Origin of the sequence: Brunnivagina elsteri CCALA 953, assembly GCF_002289455.1 — a bacterium.
Classification (GTDB): Bacteria; Cyanobacteriota; Cyanobacteriia; order Cyanobacteriales; family Nostocaceae; genus Brunnivagina; species Brunnivagina elsteri.
On record NZ_NTFS01000005.1, the window covers coordinates 15,675 to 36,091 of the forward strand.

At 38.6% G+C, this 20,417-nt stretch carries 20 protein-coding genes and 1 tRNA gene; 16 read left to right on the top strand and 5 right to left on the bottom strand.

Annotated elements, in window-relative coordinates; all coding sequences use genetic code 11:
- Positions 1-557 precede the first annotated feature (557 nt).
- On the top strand, positions 558-1,625 hold the full coding sequence (locus CK510_RS00960) for a CsgG/HfaB family protein (RefSeq protein WP_245911795.1): 1,068 nt from the start codon (positions 558-560) through the stop codon (positions 1,623-1,625).
- Between the two features lie 291 nt (positions 1,626-1,916).
- Here CK510_RS00960 and CK510_RS00965 read toward each other — a convergent pair whose 3' ends face one another.
- The 4 genes from CK510_RS00965 to CK510_RS00980 all read right to left on the bottom strand — a co-directional run bounded on the left by CK510_RS00965 (position 1,917) and on the right by CK510_RS00980 (position 5,725).
- Positions 1,917-2,651: a Uma2 family endonuclease gene (locus tag CK510_RS00965; protein ID WP_095719897.1), complete on the bottom strand. Its 735-nt coding sequence runs from the start codon at positions 2,649-2,651 to the stop codon at positions 1,917-1,919.
- A 146-nt stretch (positions 2,652-2,797) separates the two neighbouring features.
- Entirely contained in the window at positions 2,798-3,544 is a 747-nt protein-coding gene (locus CK510_RS00970) for a Uma2 family endonuclease (protein ID WP_095719898.1), read from the bottom strand.
- Positions 3,545-3,623: 79 nt separating this feature from the next.
- A complete protein-coding gene (gene panB, locus CK510_RS00975) occupies positions 3,624-4,394 on the bottom strand; it encodes a 3-methyl-2-oxobutanoate hydroxymethyltransferase (RefSeq protein WP_095719899.1) in 771 nt (256 codons plus the stop codon).
- A 233-nt stretch (positions 4,395-4,627) separates the two neighbouring features.
- On the bottom strand, positions 4,628-5,725 hold the full coding sequence (locus tag CK510_RS00980) for a ligand-binding sensor domain-containing protein (protein ID WP_095719921.1): 1,098 nt from the start codon (positions 5,723-5,725) through the stop codon (positions 4,628-4,630).
- An 851-nt stretch (positions 5,726-6,576) separates the two neighbouring features.
- Between CK510_RS00980 and CK510_RS00985 the strand changes: the two genes are divergently transcribed.
- The 14 genes from CK510_RS00985 to CK510_RS01050 all read left to right on the top strand — a co-directional run bounded on the left by CK510_RS00985 (position 6,577) and on the right by CK510_RS01050 (position 18,803).
- The gene (locus tag CK510_RS00985) at positions 6,577-8,007 is read left to right on the top strand and encodes a form I ribulose bisphosphate carboxylase large subunit (RefSeq protein ID WP_095719900.1); all 1,431 of its coding nucleotides are present in this window, start codon (positions 6,577-6,579) and stop codon (positions 8,005-8,007) included.
- Positions 8,008-8,191: 184 nt separating this feature from the next.
- Complete coding sequence (gene rcbX / locus CK510_RS00990) at positions 8,192-8,584, top strand: RuBisCO chaperone RbcX (protein ID WP_095719901.1); 393 nt, start codon at positions 8,192-8,194, stop codon at positions 8,582-8,584.
- A 174-nt stretch (positions 8,585-8,758) separates the two neighbouring features.
- Positions 8,759-9,109 carry a ribulose bisphosphate carboxylase small subunit gene (locus tag CK510_RS00995; protein ID WP_095719902.1) on the top strand — a complete coding sequence of 117 codons (351 nt, stop codon included), beginning with the start codon at positions 8,759-8,761 and terminating at the stop codon, positions 9,107-9,109.
- A 315-nt stretch (positions 9,110-9,424) separates the two neighbouring features.
- The gene (locus tag CK510_RS01000; protein WP_095719903.1) at positions 9,425-10,045 is read left to right on the top strand and encodes a GDSL-type esterase/lipase family protein; all 621 of its coding nucleotides are present in this window, start codon (positions 9,425-9,427) and stop codon (positions 10,043-10,045) included.
- Positions 10,046-10,222: 177 nt separating this feature from the next.
- Positions 10,223-11,764 (top strand): glycoside hydrolase family 13 protein, encoded by a 1,542-nt coding sequence (locus CK510_RS01005; protein WP_095719904.1) that lies wholly within the window; start codon positions 10,223-10,225, stop codon positions 11,762-11,764.
- Between the two features lie 228 nt (positions 11,765-11,992).
- Positions 11,993-12,229 carry a DNA-directed RNA polymerase subunit omega gene (locus CK510_RS01010; protein ID WP_095719905.1) on the top strand — a complete coding sequence of 79 codons (237 nt, stop codon included), beginning with the start codon at positions 11,993-11,995 and terminating at the stop codon, positions 12,227-12,229.
- A gap of 315 nt (positions 12,230-12,544) precedes the next feature.
- Positions 12,545-12,997, top strand: coding sequence for a hypothetical protein (locus CK510_RS01015; protein ID WP_095719922.1), 453 nt, complete (start codon positions 12,545-12,547; stop codon positions 12,995-12,997).
- A 24-nt stretch (positions 12,998-13,021) separates the two neighbouring features.
- Complete coding sequence (locus CK510_RS01020) at positions 13,022-13,387, top strand: DUF1818 family protein (protein ID WP_095719906.1); 366 nt, start codon at positions 13,022-13,024, stop codon at positions 13,385-13,387.
- 101 nt (positions 13,388-13,488) lie between these two features.
- Positions 13,489-13,562, top strand: a tRNA-Pro gene (locus tag CK510_RS01025).
- A gap of 274 nt (positions 13,563-13,836) precedes the next feature.
- A complete protein-coding gene (locus CK510_RS01030; RefSeq protein WP_095719907.1) occupies positions 13,837-14,064 on the top strand; it encodes a hypothetical protein in 228 nt (75 codons plus the stop codon).
- Positions 14,064-14,471, top strand: a complete 408-nt coding sequence (locus tag CK510_RS01035; protein WP_095719908.1) for a PIN domain-containing protein — start codon at positions 14,064-14,066, stop codon at positions 14,469-14,471. The genes CK510_RS01030 and CK510_RS01035 overlap by 1 nt, the downstream gene beginning before the upstream one ends.
- Positions 14,472-14,638: 167 nt before the next feature.
- On the top strand, positions 14,639-15,412 hold the full coding sequence (locus CK510_RS01040; protein ID WP_095719909.1) for a coiled-coil domain-containing protein: 774 nt from the start codon (positions 14,639-14,641) through the stop codon (positions 15,410-15,412).
- A gap of 60 nt (positions 15,413-15,472) precedes the next feature.
- Positions 15,473-16,471 (top strand): zinc-dependent alcohol dehydrogenase family protein, encoded by a 999-nt coding sequence (locus CK510_RS01045; protein WP_095719910.1) that lies wholly within the window; start codon positions 15,473-15,475, stop codon positions 16,469-16,471.
- Positions 16,472-16,487: 16 nt separating this feature from the next.
- Positions 16,488-18,803, top strand: coding sequence for a pentapeptide repeat-containing protein (locus CK510_RS01050; protein WP_373695775.1), 2,316 nt, complete (start codon positions 16,488-16,490; stop codon positions 18,801-18,803).
- Between the two features lie 126 nt (positions 18,804-18,929).
- On the opposite strand, the gene CK510_RS01055 is transcribed toward CK510_RS01050, so the two are convergent.
- Complete coding sequence (locus tag CK510_RS01055; protein WP_095719912.1) at positions 18,930-19,487, bottom strand: Uma2 family endonuclease; 558 nt, start codon at positions 19,485-19,487, stop codon at positions 18,930-18,932.
- Positions 19,488-19,709: 222 nt separating this feature from the next.
- Here CK510_RS01055 and CK510_RS01060 point away from each other — a divergent pair, with 222 nt between their 5' ends.
- A complete protein-coding gene (locus tag CK510_RS01060) occupies positions 19,710-20,234 on the top strand; it encodes a hypothetical protein (RefSeq protein WP_095719913.1) in 525 nt (174 codons plus the stop codon).
- The last annotated feature ends 183 nt before the right edge of the window (positions 20,235-20,417 follow it).

A 20,417-nucleotide genomic window follows, 5' to 3' on the forward strand; every position in this document is an offset into this window, starting at 1 on the left:
TCAGTTTAGACTTAAATGCTTCCGATTCAGCAGGAACGACAACAACTTTTGATAACTTTTGATAATTTTTATTATTTTTATTATCCGTTATTACTTCGTTTGCTACTTGCTAAGTCTACTTTTCCGGCTTTGCGTCCTCCACTATCAAGAAGCTAGTGGCTGCGATAAGCAGAGCTTAACCGCAAAGGCGTATCGCCACCCATTCGGTAAATATAAACTATTGCCTGCCCCCACATACCAATATTTTTAATTATTTTTTCTGATAATTTTCTGTTCCCTAAGCTTCTACCGTAATCAGAGTGCCAACTTCAGTATCAGATTCAGTCAATACCTATCGTTAGAAAATAAAATTTATGTCTTGTAGTGGCGTTTCCCAGCATATCCAGCATATATCGCCATGAAGATTACGTAAATTTGCTGATATATGTAGTGACAATACTTGTTTTTGGAAAAATAGTAGATATGATGAGTTATCTAGTTTCCTCAGAGTTACTTAGAAGCACAGGAATCGGATTCAATACTATTTGCTTAAATTGATGGTGAAAGGAGTAATACAGATGTATAAAGTTACCAATAATACAAAACCTACAAAAAATATTATGGCTTTAGGACGTTTCTATCTACCTGTTATCACTACTGGATTGATATTTGGTTTGGGGACGATAAATATTAATAGCGTCAATGCCATAGATAAAAAACTAGTAAATACACATATTCAAAATACTGCATCTGTCAAACTTAAAAATCTCAAATCAACATCCAAAGAGAAAGTTAGAATCGCTGTTTTGGATTTTGATTATAGTTCCGTTGCTAACGTTGAGTCTTGGTATTGGTATATTCGCGGTGATGGAAAAGGTGTCAGCGATATTTTAGTGAATAAGTTAGTAGATAGTGGCAAATATAGTGTAATTGAACGGAGTAAATTAGACGCAATTTTAAAAGAGCAAAATCTTGGTGCATCGGGAAGAGTTGACACAAGTACTGCTGCCCAAATTGGTAAACTTCTGGGAGTTGATGTTGTCGTCATTGGTTCTGTGACTGGTTTTAATATCGAACGTGACAATGGTGGAGTCTGCGCTTTTGGGGTTTGTGCTGGAGGTAAAAAAGCTGCTGCAAACGTACAATTAAATGTACGCATGGTAAATACAACCACAGGTGAAATTATTGCCACCGCAGAAGGCAAAGGTAAATCAGGACGTGGTGATGGAAATCTCAGCGTGCGTGGATTTAGTATTAATAGTAACTCAAATAAAGAATCTAAATTACTCACACTTGCAACCGCAGATGCGATTGAGCAAGTAGCTAAAAAAATCAATTCTGATTCCAGTCAAATTGCAGCAGTCCCAAAATCATTACCTACAAAAGAAGCTTTAGTTGCTGATATTTCCGGTAAAAGTGTAATTTTTAATCAAGGTAGTTCTAGCGGTTATCGTCAAGGAATGAAACTATCAATTGAACGAGTAACCAGAGAAGTCAAAGACCCCGCAACAGGTAAAGTCATCCGTAAAATTACTCAACAAGTTGGTGTAGTTGAATTAACGGAAGTCGATGCATTATCCAGCATCGGTAAAATCGTTTCTGGCACCACATTCAAAGTTGGCGATGTAGCAAAACCAACTGAATAAACACCACATAATTTGTAATTAATAGTTCGTAATATTTGCAGTAAGTTAACATCGTAAGGGTAAACAGATGTTTGCCCTTGATTTTTGCACTTATTTACATTGCATCCAATTTACATTGCATCCCAATACGGTACTCAGAAGAGAGAAGCAAGCTACGGTTAAGACAACAAATGTGGCTAGAACCCTTGTAAAGACGTTCCGGTGGAACGTCTCCAGAACCTTAACCGAACCGTATTACATTGCATCCAAACAGGAAGTGCTATATTACCTCTAATTACGAATTATTTGTTATCAACAGAGATTATCGGGATCAATACCCAATTCCCGTAATTTAGCCGCTAGTAAATCAGCACGCTGTTTTTCCTGTTCAGCGCGTTCATCACCTGTTAATAACAAATTGCCATCTGCATCCCACCAACGTAACCAGGGTAAGGTTACATTTTGATACAGACCTTGCCAAATACCCAATTCCACACCAAGGGGAGGAATAGAAAAATGTCCCCGTTGATTTTCTGTAACTAATTCATAACGATTTTCGACTAAATGGTAAACTTCCACTCGACTTTGCTGTACTTCATAAATACCGTAAAAAGCAGGTCTAATTACTTGTTCATAAACCCAGAATTTACCAACCCAAGGAGTTTTATCTCTTTCTTCTTCACCATTACCAGAAACAAATTCTAAAACAATAAGTGGGGGAATCAACTCTTGCCACAACACATAGGAACGTCGCATTTGATTATTTAAAACTGGCGGTACATTCCCTACATAGAACCAGTCTGGAGCTTCTGCACCTTTTTCTGGTGGGTCCATCATTCGCCAATAAATGCCACTATCTTGACCGATACAATAGTCTCCAGTTGGATGAATATGTTGCAATACTGGAGTAATTGAATCTGTTAGTAAAATACTTTGGGGATGCTCTTGAAAATTCTTCACAAATGTGCCGTCAGACTCTGGTAGCTGCGTATGGTCTGGGAAAGGTGCTGGTGTTGATATCGATAATATTTCCGGAGTAGAAGTCATAAAATTACTCAGTATGTGGGAAATAAACGCGTCTTTATATTCGGGTCGATAACATAAGTTTGTGATTAAACTACATTTTACTATTTTGATGAGTGCTTGAGTATAAATGTTCTAGCACAGTAGAGTTTGCACTAGAACATGATGATTCAAGATAGAGTGTCGGGATCAACACCCAATTCCCGTAATTTAGCGGCTAATAAATCAGCACGTTGTTTCTCCTGTTCAGCACGTTGTTTTTCTTGTTCGACTTGTTCGCTACTCCACAACAGCAAATTTCCATCTTTATCCCACCATCGCAACCAGTTTAGGGTTTGACATAACCTTTCACCTTGCCAAATTCCTAAAAATAATTCCAGTTGGGGAATCCAATAGCGTCCATGCTCATCTGCGGAGATTTTGGTATATTCCGTATTTTGTAAGCAACGTACTTCTATACTTGGTTCGTAGTCGTCGTAGGTAACGTAAGTCGGAACCTTAAGAATATTTTCGTAAAAATAAAGCTTCCCATAGGGAGGAGTAGAACGTACCGATAACTCTCCACCTTCGGTATCTGAAAGAAATTCCATGACTACAGCAATAGAAGCACCTTCTAAATTTGGGGTATAGCTGCGACGAATGATATCTGCTGCGACAGGTTGCACTTGGGGTACATAAAACCAGTCTGGTGCTTTGACAACAATTTTCTTGTTGACTGTGGCAACTAGTCCAAAGTTAGAACCAATTAGCATTTGTGGTTGAATGCGTTCTGCTGCACCTAAAGCATTGGTAAGGGCAGATGCAAGGGAGGGTTGTTGAATATTTTCCACTGGATCATCGGGGAGAACATAGTCTGCTGGGAGTGCTTCCCAGGTAACAATTGGTTCTTTTGGGATTGGTTTAATTTGTAAAACCATAGGAACACTCCAAGTTAATTGGGGTTGGAGTTTGCCTTTACATTTTAATCAAATTTATTGCGGATTTATTGCGGATTTATTACGGAAAATTCTTTTCTCTGACTTCCGTGCTAAATTCCTGGACTGCGCTATTTATTATCTGACGTAAATTAGTGTAAACCTTGGCAAAAGGTGGTTGTTTTTCGGTTAGTCCTAATAAATCTGAAGTCACCAAAACTTGCCCGTCGCAATCCTTCCCTGCACCAATACCAATTGTGGGAATGCTTAATTTTTGGGTAATTTGCAAAGCCAAATCTGCGGGTATATGTTCCAAAACGATCGCAAATGCTCCTGCTTCTTCCAATGCGATCGCTTGGTGTAAAATTCTCTCTCCAGCTTCCTGTGTTTTCCCCTGTTGTCGCAATCCCAATTGATGTACTGACTGCGGTGTTAATCCCACATGCCCCATCACCGGAATCCCAGCTTCCACCAAACGGGAAACTGTTTCCACCATTGTTGGATATCCACCCTCCAACTTTACGGCTTTTGCCCCCGTCTCTTTTAATACCCGACCAGCCGAATGTATCGCTTGCTGAATACTTTCTTGGTAAGTCAAAAACGGTAAATCTACTACTATTAATCCTCTGTTTACCCCACGTCGCACTGCTTTGGCATGATAAATCATTTCATCTAATGTAATTGGTAGTGTCGTTTCATACCCAAGTATTGCTGCCATTGAATCACCAACCAAGATCAAATCGACACCAGCAGCATCAAGGATTTGAGCAGTTATATAATCCCATGCCGTCAAAGATATAATCGAACGACCTTGTTGTTTCCACTGAATTAGTTGCTGAATGGTGACAGGCATAATCGGCAAAGTTAGGAATTATAAGTTTTGAGTTAGGAATTATGAGTTTTGAGTTGGGAATTATTATACTAAAAACGCTTAAGGATTATACTTTTTATCTGCCAAACCTAATATTTATTAAGTCTCTCCCCTTAGTAAGGGGAGAGGTTGGAGAGGGGTTCTATATTAGTCAAATTTTAAGCCGTTTGCAGTATAACTTCTAACTCCTAACTCCTAACTATTAACTTCTAACTCTATTTTACTTCCCGACTGAATGCCACATGGGTTTTTGCTTTGGGCATTTTTGGCATCAACCAAGCTAAACCCTCACTAGTTCCAACCCACAATTTGTTTCCTGTATCGGGTTCTAGTGCCAAAACTCGGCTTGATGGTAAGCCTGCAACTTGGTCTAAAAGCGCTCCCGTACTCGGATTTAAACGCATTAAACCACTATTTGTACCCACCCAAACACTACCATCCTTGGCAAAGCGAATTGATGTGACATTTTTACCGCGCAATCTTGTTACAGAACGCAACACCATACCATTTTTGGGATTAATCACGAGTAAATTATTTGGCATCCCAGCCCAGATTAATCCTTGGGGGCTAATTGCCAGGGTTTGTACTGTTCCCCCTGGTAAATTCTGAATTTTTTTTAGTATCAAGGCATTGGCTGAGTTTACCCGTACCAAACCATCGAGGGTTCCTACCCAAAGTTGTCCTTCTGCATCCAATGTCATCGCATTCGCACTAACACCAGGTAAATTTTTAACTGTGGTCATAATTAAACCTTGGTCGGGACTAACCAACGCCAAACCGTTATCAGTCCCCGTCCACAAGTAACCACGTTTATCTACTAATAATGACAGGACGCGCTTGGAAGGTAAAAATAAATTCTGAGCGGTGATTTCACTTGTACGTAAATCTACTCGCTTCAAGCCTTCGTAAGTTCCTACCCACAAACGCCCAACCTTATCTTGTGCGATCGCGCCAATTGCAGTATTGGGTAAACTTACTCTCGCTAAAATTTTACCTGTATTTGGGTCAATTCGCGATAATCCTCGCCACGCACCAACCCAGAGATTACCCGTAAAATCCCTTTGTAAAGCGTTAACTCGGTAGTCAATTTCCTGCCTTCTATCATCGTTCCCTTCTCCTTTTCCTGGAGGAGGTGCAGAAGCCGGATAAGCTGGAGTTAATTCGGATGGATCGATATCTAGAGTGCTTTGAGCAAATGTCACCCTATTTGCCCCAGACAAAACTATCAACCCTGTTAAGGCAGATGTAATTAATAAACTAGTCGGCTTACGAAAAAATACCACTGTTAAGTTTCCTTTGGAGACACTCCCCATCGCCTTTGCGAAAAGCTCAGGATTATTATCAGTGTTCCCAAAATTTGGAATTTTCAATACTTTATGGGTATTTTTTTTGACTAAATTGGTTAATGGGCAATATTGCAAACTAATTATACGAACTAATTATGCTCTCCGTAGTTCTATCGGTCTTTTAAGGTAATTAAGCTAAAAAGCGCCTAAATTATATATTAGGGCAGGCAGGGATGCCTACTCCACAATAATTATAATAATTTAGATTATATGATTTAAATACAGAACACTTTACCACTCTTTTAATTCCCTATTCCCAAAATCACAAATCAAGCCCTTTGTAAAAGATTTGTTACAAAAAGTTTAAATAAAAATGGAATAACAAAATTAAATAAGAATGTTAAGAATATTCAAAGATTAACTTATCCTATTATTGGTATAGTGATTAACGAATCACAATTTACGCAATGTGCAATTTTTGTCTTTCGCCGTTCGTTCACCTAAATCTCCTTCAGAGAAATTTTTGTCTATGTTTGTGCCCAGATGAAAGTCAAGTAGAATCGCAACCGAGAGCCGAAAAGACTTTCAGCTAGTTCGCGTTCCTTGAGTCAAAAGAGTATAACAAAGAGAAGATATGTAAAACCTGCTTCTTTGAACAAAGCGGTTAATAAGTTCGAGACGATTTAGTTGGATGTTGGGCAAAAGATAGAGAGGCTCTATTTACATAGCAGAAAAGAATAAAAAAATCATGTACTTATGTTAATTACTTAAGTACAGGGCTTAGATAGTAATAATGCTTGATAGAGAGTGAAATTGCGTATTGTGCGAATTGCGATCGCGTTGATAGTCGATAAGTGACATCTTGTTGGAAGGGAAATATGTCTTACGCTCAAACGAAGACCCAGGCTAAAACAGGGTATCAAGCAGGGGTCAAAGATTACAGACTTACTTATTACACCCCAGATTACACACCTAAAGATACAGATATTCTTGCAGCATTCCGGATGACTCCCCAACCAGGAGTACCACCCGAAGAGGCTGGTGCTGCTGTTGCGGCTGAGTCTTCCACAGGTACTTGGACTACCGTATGGACTGACTTGCTTACCGACCTAGACCGCTACAAAGGTCGTTGCTATGATATCGAGCCAGTTGCTGGTGAAGATAATCAATACATTGCTTACATAGCTTATCCTCTCGACTTGTTCGAGGAAGGCTCTGTAACTAACATGTTGACCTCGATTGTAGGTAACGTATTTGGTTTTAAAGCGTTACGTGCATTGCGTTTGGAAGACTTACGTATCCCTGTTGCATACCTGAAGACCTTCCAAGGTCCTCCCCACGGTATCCAAGTAGAGCGTGACAAATTAAACAAGTATGGTCGTCCTTTGTTGGGTTGTACAATTAAACCCAAATTAGGTCTATCTGCTAAAAACTATGGACGTGCTGTATACGAGTGTTTGCGTGGTGGTTTGGACTTCACCAAAGACGACGAAAACATTAACTCCCAGCCTTTCCAACGTTGGCGCGATCGCTTCTTGTTTGTAGCTGATGCAATCCACAAAGCACAAGCAGAAACAGGCGAAATCAAAGGTCACTACCTGAATGTCACCGCTCCTACCTGCGAAGAAATGATGAAACGGGCTGAGTTCGCCAAAGAACTCAAAATGCCCATCGTCATGCATGACTATTTGACAGCAGGTTTTACCGCTAACACCACCCTGTCTCATTGGTGTCGTGACAACGGTATTTTGCTGCACATTCACCGAGCAATGCACGCAGTAATCGACCGCCAAAAGAACCACGGTATTCACTTCCGTGTATTGGCTAAAACCCTACGTATGTCTGGTGGAGACCACATCCACACCGGAACCGTTGTTGGTAAACTCGAAGGTGAACGCGGTATTACAATGGGCTTCGTTGACCTATTGCGCGAAAACTACGTAGAGCAAGACAAGTCTCGTGGTATCTACTTTACCCAAGACTGGGCTTCCATGCCCGGTGTGATGGCAGTTGCTTCCGGTGGTATCCACGTATGGCACATGCCCGCACTCGTTGAAATCTTCGGCGATGACTCCGTACTCCAATTCGGTGGTGGTACATTGGGACACCCTTGGGGTAATGCACCTGGTGCAACCGCAAACCGTGTTGCTCTTGAAGCATGTATCCAAGCACGTAACGAAGGACGCAACCTGGCTCGCGAAGGTAACGACATTATCCGCGAAGCTTGTAAATGGTCTCCTGAACTTGCTGTTGCTTGCGAACTGTGGAAAGAAATCAAGTTCGAGTTCGAGGCAATGGATACCGTCTGATGAAGGGTTAGGAGTTGAGAGACGACCCACCGGGTCGTCTGTACAGGAGTTAGGAGTTGAGATTTAGGGGCTGAGGGTTGGAAGTTGGTATTTTTGCTAACTTCATGATTCAGAACTTAACACTTATAATTCATAACTCATAACTCATCACTCATACTCATCACTCCTAAAGCTGGGGTCAGGCATGAATATAAAGCAAATTGCGAAAGATACAGCAAAGACGCTGCAAAGCTACTTGACATATCAGGCATTGCGAACGGTGTTATTACAGCTTGATGAAACCAATCCTCCCTTACAGCATTGGTTGCACAACTTTTCCGCAGGTAAGGTTCAAGATGGGGAAAAGTTTATCGAAAGCTTATTCTGTGAAAAACCAGATTTAGCGATGCGAATAATGACTGTTCGCGAACACATTGCCGAAGAAGTTGCTGAATTTTTACCCGAAATGGTTCGTATGGGGATTCAGCAAGCCAATATGGAACACCGTAAGCAGCATTTTGAGCGTATCACGCAGTTTAGCGTGTCTCACCCAAGCTCTAAGAATGAATTGGACAATGAATTACACGATGGTAGTTAATAGATAATTACTAATGGGTAATGGGTAATGGGTAATTGTTAATAGATAATGGTTACAGGCAGAAGCCAGAAATCAATAACTAATAACTAATAACTAAATTAACCGATACTAACTAGCTAATAACTAAAAACTATCAAATAATCAATTATTTGCAACCCATCACACCATTAAACTATGCAAACTTTACCAAAAGAGCGTCGTTTTGAGACTCTCTCTTACCTTCCCCCTCTCTCTGACGCTCAAATTCAAAAACAAGTTCAGTACATTTTGAACCAAGGTTATATTCCTGCTATTGAGTTCAATGAAAAGTCCGATCCAACCGAATTTTATTGGACATTGTGGAAGTTGCCTTTGTTCAACGCACGTAGCACCCAAGAAGTACTTGGTGAAGTACAAGAGTGCCGTTCTCAGTATGGTAATTGCTACATCCGCGTTGTTGGTTTTGACAATATCAAGCAGTGTCAAGTACTTAGCTTTATTGTTCACAAACCAAGCCAAGGTGGTACTAGTGGCTATCGCTACTAAGTTTAATTAGTAGATTTGATGAGCAAATTTGAGTCTGGTTAAGCAATTAGGTTTGACTTTAACTTTGGTTTATTTATCACCATGTATAGGAGAGGTGGAATTTCTGCCTCTCCTATTTGTTTTCGGATATTTTCAAGCATTTATCAAGCATTTATTTAGTTTGAGTGCCATAAACTTTAATGCAGGATTAACTTTTTGACTCTACTTAACATAATTTTATGATTTTTCAAGTCTCAAAACTTACAATCGCAATTTGCAATTAGAGTTTCATCGGTTAGAATGTGCTTCTTAACGTTCTCATAAATACATAATACAGTGAAATCAGACCATCTACCTCCGGTTAGAATTTGCTTTGTTGGCGAGTCTTTTGTTAATGGTACTGGAGACTCTGAATGTCTTGGTTGGACTGGTAGAGTTTGCGTCGATGCTAATAAAAAAGGTTATGACCTAACTTATTACAATTTAGGAGTTCGAGGTGAAACAACTCAAGAACTGAAACAGCGCTGGCGAAATGAAGTTCTACATCGCTTACCATCTGATGATGACGGTAGAATTGTATTTTCATTTGGGGTAAATGATACTGCTATTGTCAATGGAAAAATGCGAGTATCGCTGTTAAATTCTATATTTAATGTGCGGCAAATTTTGAAGGAAGCAAAAGAATTATATCCAGTTTTAATGGTTGGACCATCACCAATGTTGGATAATGAACAAAATACTCGGATTGCCGAATTATCAAATTATTTTGCCAAGATTTGTCGGGAATTAGATATTCCCTATCTTGATGTTTTCCCGGTTCTGAAAAAATCAACTATTTGGTTTGATGAAGCATACGCGAATGATAAAGCACATCCTCGTAGTGGAGGTTATCAAGCATTTGCTGATATTGTTCAAAATTGGGATGGTTGGTTAAAGTGGTTTCCACATCGCACTTGATGTAAGTAATATCGCTACTGCTTACAATATTAATTTAACTCACGCAGAGGCGCAGAGACGCGGAGAAGAAGAGTTTTAAGAGTATTCAATTGTTAAGTGCTAAAAGTTCTACCCTCAGTGCGATCGCAAAGTATGATTAATCTGTAATTATGGCGATGAAGCTATGATTGGTAACACATGCAAGTTCAAACGCCTGATTGGGTAAAGCACGCTGTTTTTTATCAAATTTTTCCCGATCGTTTTGCCAAGAGCAAACAAATATCTGACGCGAAGAGCAAACAAATATATGATGCGAAGAGCAAACAACCCCGCAAAAGATTATTCCAGAGTGCAAGTTGGGAAGACTGGGAAGCAATGCCAACTTTACAAGGATATAAAGGAGGAGATTTGTGGGGAATTATGGAACAGTTGGATTATATTGAATCTTTAGGGATTAATGCAATTTACTTTACTCCAATTTTTCAATCAGCTAGCAATCACCGCTATCATACTCATGATTATTACCAAGTAGATCCAATGTTGGGAGGTAATGCAGCATTTAAAGAATTATTGGATGCGGCACATTCTCGTAATATTAAAGTTGTTTTGGATGGGGTTTTTAATCATTCAAGTCGTGGTTTTTTCTTTTTTCACGATGTATTAGAAAATGGTCCTTATTCCCCTTGGGTAAATTGGTTCAAGATAGAAGGCTGGCCCCTGGCACCTTATACTGGAGATGCACCAGCTAATTATGGAAGTTGGGGTGAAAATCGTGCTTTGCCAGAATTTAACCATGATAACCCCGATGTGCGGGAATATATTATGGAAATTGCCGAATATTGGATTGAATTTGGTATTGATGGCTGGCGATTGGATGTACCATTTGAAATTAAGACACCAGGTTTTTGGCAGGAATTTCGCGATCGCGTCAAAGCAATTAACCCTGAAGCCTATATTGTGGGGGAAGTATGGGGTGATTCTAGAGAGTGGTTGGATGGAACCCAATTTGATGGTGTGATGAATTATATTTTTGCTGGTGCTGCGATCGCATTTGCCGCAGGTGATAGGGTTGTTTTAGAACAGGTTCAATCCCGCGATTATCAGCCATATCCACCATTGTTTGCTGCCGAATATGCTGCCAAAATTCAAGATTTACTCGCACTTTATCCTTGGGAAATTCAGCTAACTCAATTAAATTTACTTGCTAGTCACGACACTGCAAGATTGATGACAATAGCAGGTGGAGATAAGGATAGTGTTAAATTAGCTACATTACTAATGATGACATTCCCAGGTGCGCCGAGTGTCTATTATGGCGATGAAGTGGGATTGTTTGGAGGAATTGATCCGGATTCACGACGGGTATTTCCACTAGAATCAGCTTGGGATAGAGAAATACTTGATACACATAAAAAGTTAATTGCCCTGCGTCACCAATATCCATGTTTGCGAATCGGTGAATACAAAACATTGTACGCCCAAGGTGAATTATATATCTTTGCCCGGATATTAAACAATCAGTCAGAAAATGAGTTTGAGAATGAAAAGTTGTTGATTGCAGTTAACGCAGGTACTGCATCGGCAAAAGCAACTTTTGGTGTGGCTGAATTGGATTTTCAACCGGGAAAATTACTTTATGGGGATGCTGAAGTTGAATGGAATGAAGAGGGAGAAATTCAGAATCTTAGCTTAAATGTTCCTCCTCGTAGTGGTTGTATTTTGGCAGTTGGGAATAAATAATTGAGGTCATATTTTCTGAGTTCAACCGATGTTTCCACTAAATTAGCCATGAAGTTGTATGGATGAATTTTGAGAGTATTGCAGATTACTTATAAAATTTCTATAGCAAAGCTTACCTCAATCAATAGAAGTGGTTAATGGCTATTGGAAAATTATTAAATTTCCCGCTTGTCCCTATTCCCCACTCGCCACTGTTACACTAAGAATTGACCTCAAGAACAAGTGATTATGCTCAAGCGCTCTAAATTCGAGACAACACAATCTCAAATTATGCATCGTGCAGAAGATTTGATTTATGCAGCCTCAAATCGCTATCGTATTACGGTTCAGGTGGCAAATCGTGCAAAGCGTCGTCGTTACGAAGATTTTGACAATACGGATGATGTGCTGATGAAACCTGTGTTGCGGGCAATTATCGAGATGTCGGATGAGTTGACTCAACCTGAAATTATTGGTGAACTCTAGTTTTACACTAAAATCTAGGGGCAATTAGGGGCAAAGAACCCTTCGCCCCTACGTTGTCTATTCGTAATATTATATTTTTGGTGGAATATATTTTTAGTGGAAATTTCTTGTTTGTAGTTTTTCGATCTTGATTTAGGTAGAAATTTAAAATTATTTTTAGAGAATGTAACACTATATAGAAAAGCTACTAAAATAATGGCAAATAAAAAGTTTCTAAATATTCCCAATATTCCTTTTTACTTAATTAATCAATCAAGATTTTTCAGGCTAAAATCAACACGCAGAATTTTATATTTAGCACTATTAATAATAGTTATGACTGCCGTATTTTTTAGTGCTGAACCAAGTAATATTAATACTACTCTAGGCTCAGGCTGGTTTGCGACTCAACCTGTCATGGCACAGCGAATTACAGTTGGTGATGTTTGGAGACAAGTTTATCAGCAATTACCTGATTTTCCCAAAGAAAATAATTACACAAGTCGGGAAGGTGGAAAAGTTGCTGAAAATAACACTTTAGTCGGACGGATAATTCAATATCATGTTTATATTAAAGGACGTGCGCCAAATTATCGCTTGGATTGGAAAATCACATTAGCTGATTACTTAGATGCAAACGAAGTTATATATGATACTAATTATCCAGGACACGAATTGTTGAAAAAAAATCCTTTGGATGGAGATAAAGCTGCGATCGCAAAACTTTCTCGTAGTCAACGTAATGAATTAGTTCAAACTTTGGTTAATGTATTTAGTCCCAAATCGTAAATTTCCCCAATACCCAATACTAAAATGAATCGTGTCATTAAAACTGGAGTTGGTTGGAGAATTGGTTGGAATCCTTCTGTTCCTGTATTTAAAGGTTTGCTGGGTACTGAAAATTGGGCTGTGGAATTAACTGAAGCTGAATTAGATGATTTTTGTCGTTTATCTCTACAATTGTCAAATACAATGCAGCAATTAGCATCTGAATTGATGGATGAGGAAAAAATTGCTTGTGAAGCTGAGAGTGATTTGGTTTGGCTGGAAGTTGAAGGTTATCCCCATGACTATAGTTTACGCTTTATTCTCAATTCAGGACGCTCTGTAGAGGGTGAATTTGCTGCTGCTGCGGTTGGTGGTTTGCTTCAAGCTGCGAGTATGCTGAAAGTGTTTTAATTTTCTGGTAAGATTATTTTTCTAGCAAATTATGCTATTATGTTTGGGTTGATAGTTGCGAAGCTTAGATTTTTCATGTAGATAATCTAAAGTCGCTTTTACGGGGCGTAGCGCAGCTTGGTAGCGCGCCACTTTGGGGTAGTGGAGGTCTTGGGTTCAAATCCCAACGTTCCGATTTTGGTTTTTAAAAACCGTTTCATTGAAAAAAGCTTTGACCTGTTGGTGTTTGAGACGCTAGCAGGTTTTTGAATTTTGGGTTGATTGTAGTGTTTGGGGTGCGATAACTCCACAGGAGTCGCTTCGCGATCGCATTTCAATCACACCACCTCAGAAACCGAAAGAAACCCGATTTTTCTATGATGAGAAAATCCCAAATTACCTAAACTAAATCATTTTTGATTTTTTCTACCAACCAATTAGCAAAATTGTAAAATATAAGAAAAACCTTTATGTTGCTACAAGAATTGCAGGAGCAAGTTTTCAAGTTACCACCAAGCGATCGCCTAGCGCTGGTAAGTGCCATTATTGAGTCTTTGCAAAATGATCTAATCCCCCAACCTAATCGCTCTAAAGCAATCCGTCGAATGCGCGGCTTGTTAAAAACAGATCAGTTAGCACCGACGGATGAAGAAGTGGCTGCAATGTTAGAAGAGGGACGAGCGGAGAAGTATCTGTAGTGAGAGTTTTAATTGATACTAATATTGTCCTAGATTTTCTATTGCAGCGAGAGCCATTTTTCCAAGACGCAGAACTGCTGTTCCAAGCGATGGATTCTGGTCAAGTTGTTGGTTACGTAACGGCAACAACGCTAACGGACATTTTTTACATTGCTCGAAAATATACCCGTAGCCTTGAGCAAGCAAGGCAAGCAGTTTCAGAGACACTGACTGTTATGGCAATTTGTCCTGTTAATCGAGCAGTTTTGGAATCGGCGATCGCATCTGGTTTGACAGATTTTGAAGATGCTGTTCAGATTTTTTGCGCCGTTGCTGAAGGCTTAGAGGCTATTTTGACACGCGATAAGCAAGGTTTTTTGAGTTCATCCATATCTGTGTTGTCAATTCATGAGTTGTTACAGCTTTAGTTCTTTTTACTAAAAGTAGACAACCCTCAGAAATTATTCTTTCGGAAGTTATCGATAAATTAGCTACCGAGATAGCACAAAATAGTAATCAAATTAGCCCTTATCGTCTTCGTCTTGCTTATAGGGTTGATGAGTTAATAAGAGTTATATCAACAAAGTTAGTCCTCGTGACTAACACTTCTACTACTGATAGCAATTATCAATCAATTATTAACGAGTTAAATTCCCGCCTAAATCGTTTATCTGAAGAGTTTAATAATTTACTTAGAGAGAGGCAAACTAATAAAAATAATCTAGATAATCGTATAAAAGAAATTTCTAATCTTTCAAAAAATATTTCTAATTTGCATAGAGAAATATCTAACCGTGATGCCGATATAGTTGTTTTACAAGAAAATATTCAAAACCTTACAAAAACAGTTCAAGATAAACAATCTCATATAAATGACTTACAAAATACAATATCTGACTTAACAATAAGTACTCAAAATTCAACAAATTTTAATCGAGAAAAAGAAAATATAATCAATAATCTACAAGACCAAATATCTCAGTTTAACCAGCAAAAATCAGAAAAATATAGCAGAATTAGGGAATTATCCAATAGTCTTCAAAGCAAAATATCTGAACTTGAAGAATTAAAAAATGAAAAGTCTCGATTAAAGGCTAAAAAAGATGAATGGGAACAAAGGTATCAAACGCTATATCAAAACTACCAACAACAAAATAATGAAATAGCTAGGTTGAAGACAGAAATTGCTCAAGCGAAACGCTCACAACAGTCACAACCCAATAATAATCAGATTGCAACCAAAAAGAAAATTTCGGTAGAAGAATATCTAAGAATTTATAATCAAAATGATTATGTGTATGTCAATTCGTATTATCGGAAAGATGGAACCTATGTGAAAGCGCATTACAGAAGACGACCAAATGGATAATTATTGCTCTTCCCATTTACGATAAATTAACCTTAAAGAAGTGCATCGCAGGAGAAAGTCATGAAAGCAGTATTAATGACAGCAGCAGGAAACCCAGAGGTATTGCAACTACAGGAAGTACCAAAACCTTCTCCCCAACCAACAGAAATCTTAGTTCAACTAAAAGCCGCAGGAATCAACCCTATTGACACAAAACTCCGGCAACGTGGTACTTTTTACCCCGATAAAATGCCTGCAATTATTGGTTGCGATGGAGCGGGAATTGTCGAAGCTATCGGTGCAGAAGTGACGAAATTCCGCGTTGGTGATGAGGTATACTTCTGTAATGGTGGATTGGGTGGACACCAAGGGAATTACGCCGAATACACTACCATTGATGAGAAATTTGCGGCAAAGAAACCGACTTCTGTCTCCTTTGCGGAAGCTGCTGCTGCTCCTTTGGTATTAATCACAGCTTGGGAAGCATTATACGATCGCGGCAGACTTGAACCTGGGGAAAAGGTATTAATTCATGCTGGTGCTGGTGGTGTGGGTCATGTGGCGATACAATTGGCAAAGCTCAAAGGTGCGATGGTTGCTACAACTGTGCGTTCCTCGGATAAAATTAGCTTTGTTCGACAATTGGGAGCAGATCAAGTCATCAATTCCCAGCAAACCGATTTTGTCCAAGCTGCTTTAAATTGGACGAATGGGGAAGGTGTGGGTTTACTATTTGATACTATTGGTGGGGAAATATTTTCTCAATCTTTTCCAGCAGTACGGGTATATGGGGATATTGTGACGATTTTGGAACCCGATGCAAACACTATTTGGAAGGTTGCACGTAACCGTAATCTCCGTATTAGCTTAGAATTAATGTTGACACCGATGTTGCAAGGAATGGTAGAAGTGCAACAATATCATGGGGAAATTCTCGAACAATGTGCGAGTTGGATGGATAGAGGAGAGTTAAAAATTCACGTTAGTCATGAGTTTCCGTTATCAGATGCAGCAAAAGCTCATCAATTACTTGAAAGTGGGTCAATGACAGGTAAAATTGTTCTACTAATTGATAATTAATTAAAACACAATCAAGTTGGACGAATCATTGTTTAAACGCAGAGTTTCGCTGAGAAAAGCGCAAAGTCTCGCAGAGAAACTACTTCGCGTACCTCTGCGTTTTACCTCTGCGTACCTCTGCGTTTCACTAATTTCTCTATTTCTCCTCTTCTTCCCTCTTACCGCACAAGCACAATCGCAGATGGAACGGATACCCCTAACATTGGAATTATTGCAAGAACGACTGCATAATCCAATTTTACGTGAGGGTAATTTGACTCTAGATTTACGACAAATGACGATAGATTTACGACCAGAAAATTCAAGCTTTCGTGATGAATTTTATCAGGTTTTACGGAAGGAGTTACAAAAGGCTGGTGCGAAGTCTTTGGGTTTGGATTTGAGTAATTCACTGATTCAAGGTGATTTTATTGGTAGTGATTTGGGTATACGAACTACCATATATCCACAAGCAATTTCACCAACTTTTTCCCCAATAGAACAGGAACAAATTGAACAATTACGCGGTGTTTGTTTAGAATTATTAGGAATGTCTTTACCAAGTTCTAAGGATTGCCGATCGCTATTAAGGAGTCAGGCAAATTTATCTAGCGATATTAGCGTTTTTCGCGGAACATTAACAATGCAACAAACGCGATTTAATGGTGCTGTTCAATTTGCAAATACTTTTTTTCTCCAACCTATTGATGCACAGGGTGCTATTTTTAATCAATCTGTAAACTTTACTGAGACAAGGTTTGGTCGTGCAGCTAATTTTACTAATGTTTCTTTTCGCAGGGAAGTTCAGTTATTCAATAGTATTTTTTTTGATAGAACTGATTTTAAACAAACTCAATTTCAAGAAGGTGCTTATTTTCAAGATAGTAGTTTTCAAGAAAATGCTAATTTTACTCAAGCAAATTTTAAACAGTTAGCTAAATTTAGTCGTTCTACATGGTGGAAGAATGTGGATTTCTCCCAAGTACGTTTTGCTGGACAAACGCAATTTACTAGAAGTAATTTTAATCAGTTTTTATTGTTGACAGAAGCGACGTTTGAACAAGCTGTTACTTTTAGGGAAGCAAATTTCAAATTACCTGTGAATTTGCGAAGTGCGAGCATTTTAAATTTGGCTGATTTTAGCGATACTAATTTTACCAAGTCTGCTTATTTAAATGTGTCGGGTTTGGGGTTTAACTCGAATCAAGCGAAGATTTTGGGAAATCCCGGTGAAATTGGCAAAATGCTTTCTGTTTCTGGGTTACAGGGGAATCAGAATGTTTTACGAAACTTGGTACAGAATTTTCGAGCGCTACAGCAAATTTCTGATGTTAACCAACTAGAATATACTAAGCAGCAATTACGTTTGATTGAATTTGCTCGAAAATTATTTGGTACTAATATTAATACGGTTTCGGCAGAAAAATTAATTGATTTGGGTTTTTCTGCTGCACAGATAGAAGCGATTATTGAGCATCGTCAAGAAGAACCATTTCGCGATCGCAGTGAATTACTTGCACTGCCTGGTATTGATTTTGATACGTATCTTCAAGTTAGTGATGAGCGTTTATCGGAGATATTCCCCCAGGATAACCCAACACGAGTAAGTGAGAAACGAAGCCGCATCATAATCAGTGAACCTTTATTATTAGGTAGCTGGTTATTAACTGCTTGGAGTTGGTTTGCTTTATCCTTGTTGTTGCTGCTATCGGGATATGGTACGCAGGTATGGTTAGTATTTGGAGTGGGAATAATTGCGATCGCATTTTTTGGTATCATCTATTGGTTGATAGATAGGTTTCGTCGTCTCCATCCAGTGCCAATTCTCCCTAATTCTTATGAAACTTATTGGATTTTAGGAAGTTTCTGCATTTTTAATATTATTGGATTATTAGCAATTTTTCGGAATGCCGAACAACCTTGGCTAACTTTGGGATGTTTGCTATTAATCATTTTGCCAATTCCGATAACTTTAATTATTCGACTTTATAAAATTGGACGTTTTCACAATCAAATGGATATTTCCTATTTCACTGAAGATGGAACATTACGACAATTGCGTTTACTTATTGGACGTTTACCTGTGATTCCCAGAAATCCGTCTTTTCGTGAAAGATATATGCCAATATTATGGGATAGACGTTGGAATTGGTTAAATTATTTTGATTTTAGTTTGAATAATTTATTACGTTTAGGTTTCAATGATATTCGATTGCGGGATGAATATCTTCCTGGCATTATTTCCAGTTTGGCATGGTATCAATGGAGTTTGGGAGTACTTTATATCACTTTGCTTTTATGGACACTTTCCCGCACAATTCCTGGTTTGAATTTATTGATTTATTTGAAGTAGAAAATTGAGAATTTAAAAAAACGTGATATTAGTTCCAGTCACACAACGACAATAAAATATTTTACTTCTTTGCATTTGATTCCTTTGCGTCTTTGCGCGATTTTCACTCCAAATTATCCAAAAATTCTATCTTCGTTTTAACCAAGAAAAAACTTCACCAACACAAAGCGTTAGATTCATTCCTGCTAATACAGGTAAAGTACCATCTGCTGTTAATATAATAGGCAGAGAATTGGGTTGATAAACTATAATAGAACGTTCACTTGGGTCAATTAACCATCCTAACTCACTACCATTTTTAAGACAATGTAAAATATTACCAGTCACTTTAGTTTGACTTTGGTCTGGAGAGAGAATTTCAATTACCCAAGCAGGTGCAAAATTAATACCAGTGCTAATAATATCACCATTTTCATCAACAGGTACTTTCTCCCTGGCTACAATTGCTACATCAGGAACTACAGAGCGATTATCAAATGAACAACGTAATTCTGGAAAAGCTTCATAGTTACTACCTACTGCATCAATGGTTGCCACTGCACACTTTTGTAAAAGACTATGTTTACCTCCTCCCATGTGTTTCTGAATCACCTCTCCATTGATGTATTCCCAAGCTGGTGATTCATCGATATACGAAAGTTTACAAAACTCTTCCAAAGTAACTTTGGGGATTGAAATCGTCATTTTCGCAACCACCTTTAACTGACATTTTGTGGCAAGTTTAGAATCACCATTGTATTTTAGCTTGCGTAGGACTCAAAAGGATGAAATCATTTTTTAGACTAATATCCAATCTTTGTATTTTCTATAACTTGTTCTGTACTGTTTTTCTGCGGGAAAATAACATGTATAAATAAAGTAAAACTATCAAAAAATCCCGAAATCACCGGGTTGAAAAATAACAGTATGCTTCAAAGTATGTTTTCTAGCAAACTGAGTTCGCGTACCTCCAACTTAATTTTTTTAGCATTGGGAGTCAGCGCTACATTAACAGCTACATTGACAATGACATCTCCCGCATCTGCCCAAAGTTCGACAATTATCTATCAACGCACCACAACTTACGATAATTACCATGAACCCAGCGTCATCTACCAACATACACAAACCAGTGAGCGTGATTTCCAACCTTACGTAACTAACTTTATCTACGGTAGTCCAATTTCTACACCATTTCCCGTTAACCCATACAACGGACAAATAATTCAAGGAAACGATAATTTTTATCATAATTCTTATTCTCAACGGAGGGTAATTATCCAACCCCGTGTAAGACGATATATCAAGGATACAACTTTGATAAATCCAATTTTTTTCAATCCGAATATTCGCAACTCAACTATTATTAACCCCAGAATTCTAAATCCCCATCACCATTACTACGGTAATCCTGTCCATCGCAATTCAGGTACTATTTTCATTCAGCCATAATCGTAAGCATTTACTGGGGTTTTCGCGTGGGGTTAGAAGTCGGGTTACTAATTTAGTCATGCTGAGTGGGGGATTGTTCGTGGGGAAAGGAACCCGACTTCGTAATTTAGACTTCGTAATTTAGTCATGCTGAGTGGGAGATTGTTCGTGGGGAAAGGAACCCGACTTCCTGGGTTCCCTCAC

Excerpts from the sequence above, each read along its gene's own strand:
- CK510_RS01045 (WP_095719910.1), top strand. The coding sequence starts at position 15,473 with ATGAAAGCAGTATTAATGACAGCAGCAGGAAACCCAGAGGTATTGCAA.
- CK510_RS01055 (WP_095719912.1), bottom strand. The coding sequence starts at position 19,487 with ATGACGATTTCAATCCCCAAAGTTACTTTGGAAGAGTTTTGTAAACTT.
- panB (WP_095719899.1), bottom strand. The coding sequence starts at position 4,394 with ATGCCTGTCACCATTCAGCAACTAATTCAGTGGAAACAACAAGGTCGT.
- CK510_RS00980 (WP_095719921.1), bottom strand. The coding sequence starts at position 5,725 with ATGGGGAGTGTCTCCAAAGGAAACTTAACAGTGGTATTTTTTCGTAAG.
- CK510_RS01005 (WP_095719904.1), top strand. The coding sequence starts at position 10,223 with ATGCAAGTTCAAACGCCTGATTGGGTAAAGCACGCTGTTTTTTATCAA.
- CK510_RS01030 (WP_095719907.1), top strand. The coding sequence starts at position 13,837 with ATGTTGCTACAAGAATTGCAGGAGCAAGTTTTCAAGTTACCACCAAGC.
- CK510_RS01060 (WP_095719913.1), top strand. The coding sequence starts at position 19,710 with ATGCTTCAAAGTATGTTTTCTAGCAAACTGAGTTCGCGTACCTCCAAC.
- CK510_RS00960 (WP_245911795.1), top strand. The coding sequence starts at position 558 with ATGTATAAAGTTACCAATAATACAAAACCTACAAAAAATATTATGGCT.
- CK510_RS01015 (WP_095719922.1), top strand. The coding sequence starts at position 12,545 with ATGACTGCCGTATTTTTTAGTGCTGAACCAAGTAATATTAATACTACT.
- CK510_RS00995 (WP_095719902.1), top strand. The coding sequence starts at position 8,759 with ATGCAAACTTTACCAAAAGAGCGTCGTTTTGAGACTCTCTCTTACCTT.
- CK510_RS01010 (WP_095719905.1), top strand. The coding sequence starts at position 11,993 with ATGCTCAAGCGCTCTAAATTCGAGACAACACAATCTCAAATTATGCAT.
- CK510_RS00965 (WP_095719897.1), bottom strand. The coding sequence starts at position 2,651 with ATGACTTCTACTCCGGAAATATTATCGATATCAACACCAGCACCTTTC.
- CK510_RS00970 (WP_095719898.1), bottom strand. The coding sequence starts at position 3,544 with ATGGTTTTACAAATTAAACCAATCCCAAAAGAACCAATTGTTACCTGG.
- rcbX (WP_095719901.1), top strand. The coding sequence starts at position 8,192 with ATGAATATAAAGCAAATTGCGAAAGATACAGCAAAGACGCTGCAAAGC.
- CK510_RS01020 (WP_095719906.1), top strand. The coding sequence starts at position 13,022 with ATGAATCGTGTCATTAAAACTGGAGTTGGTTGGAGAATTGGTTGGAAT.
- CK510_RS00985 (WP_095719900.1), top strand. The coding sequence starts at position 6,577 with ATGTCTTACGCTCAAACGAAGACCCAGGCTAAAACAGGGTATCAAGCA.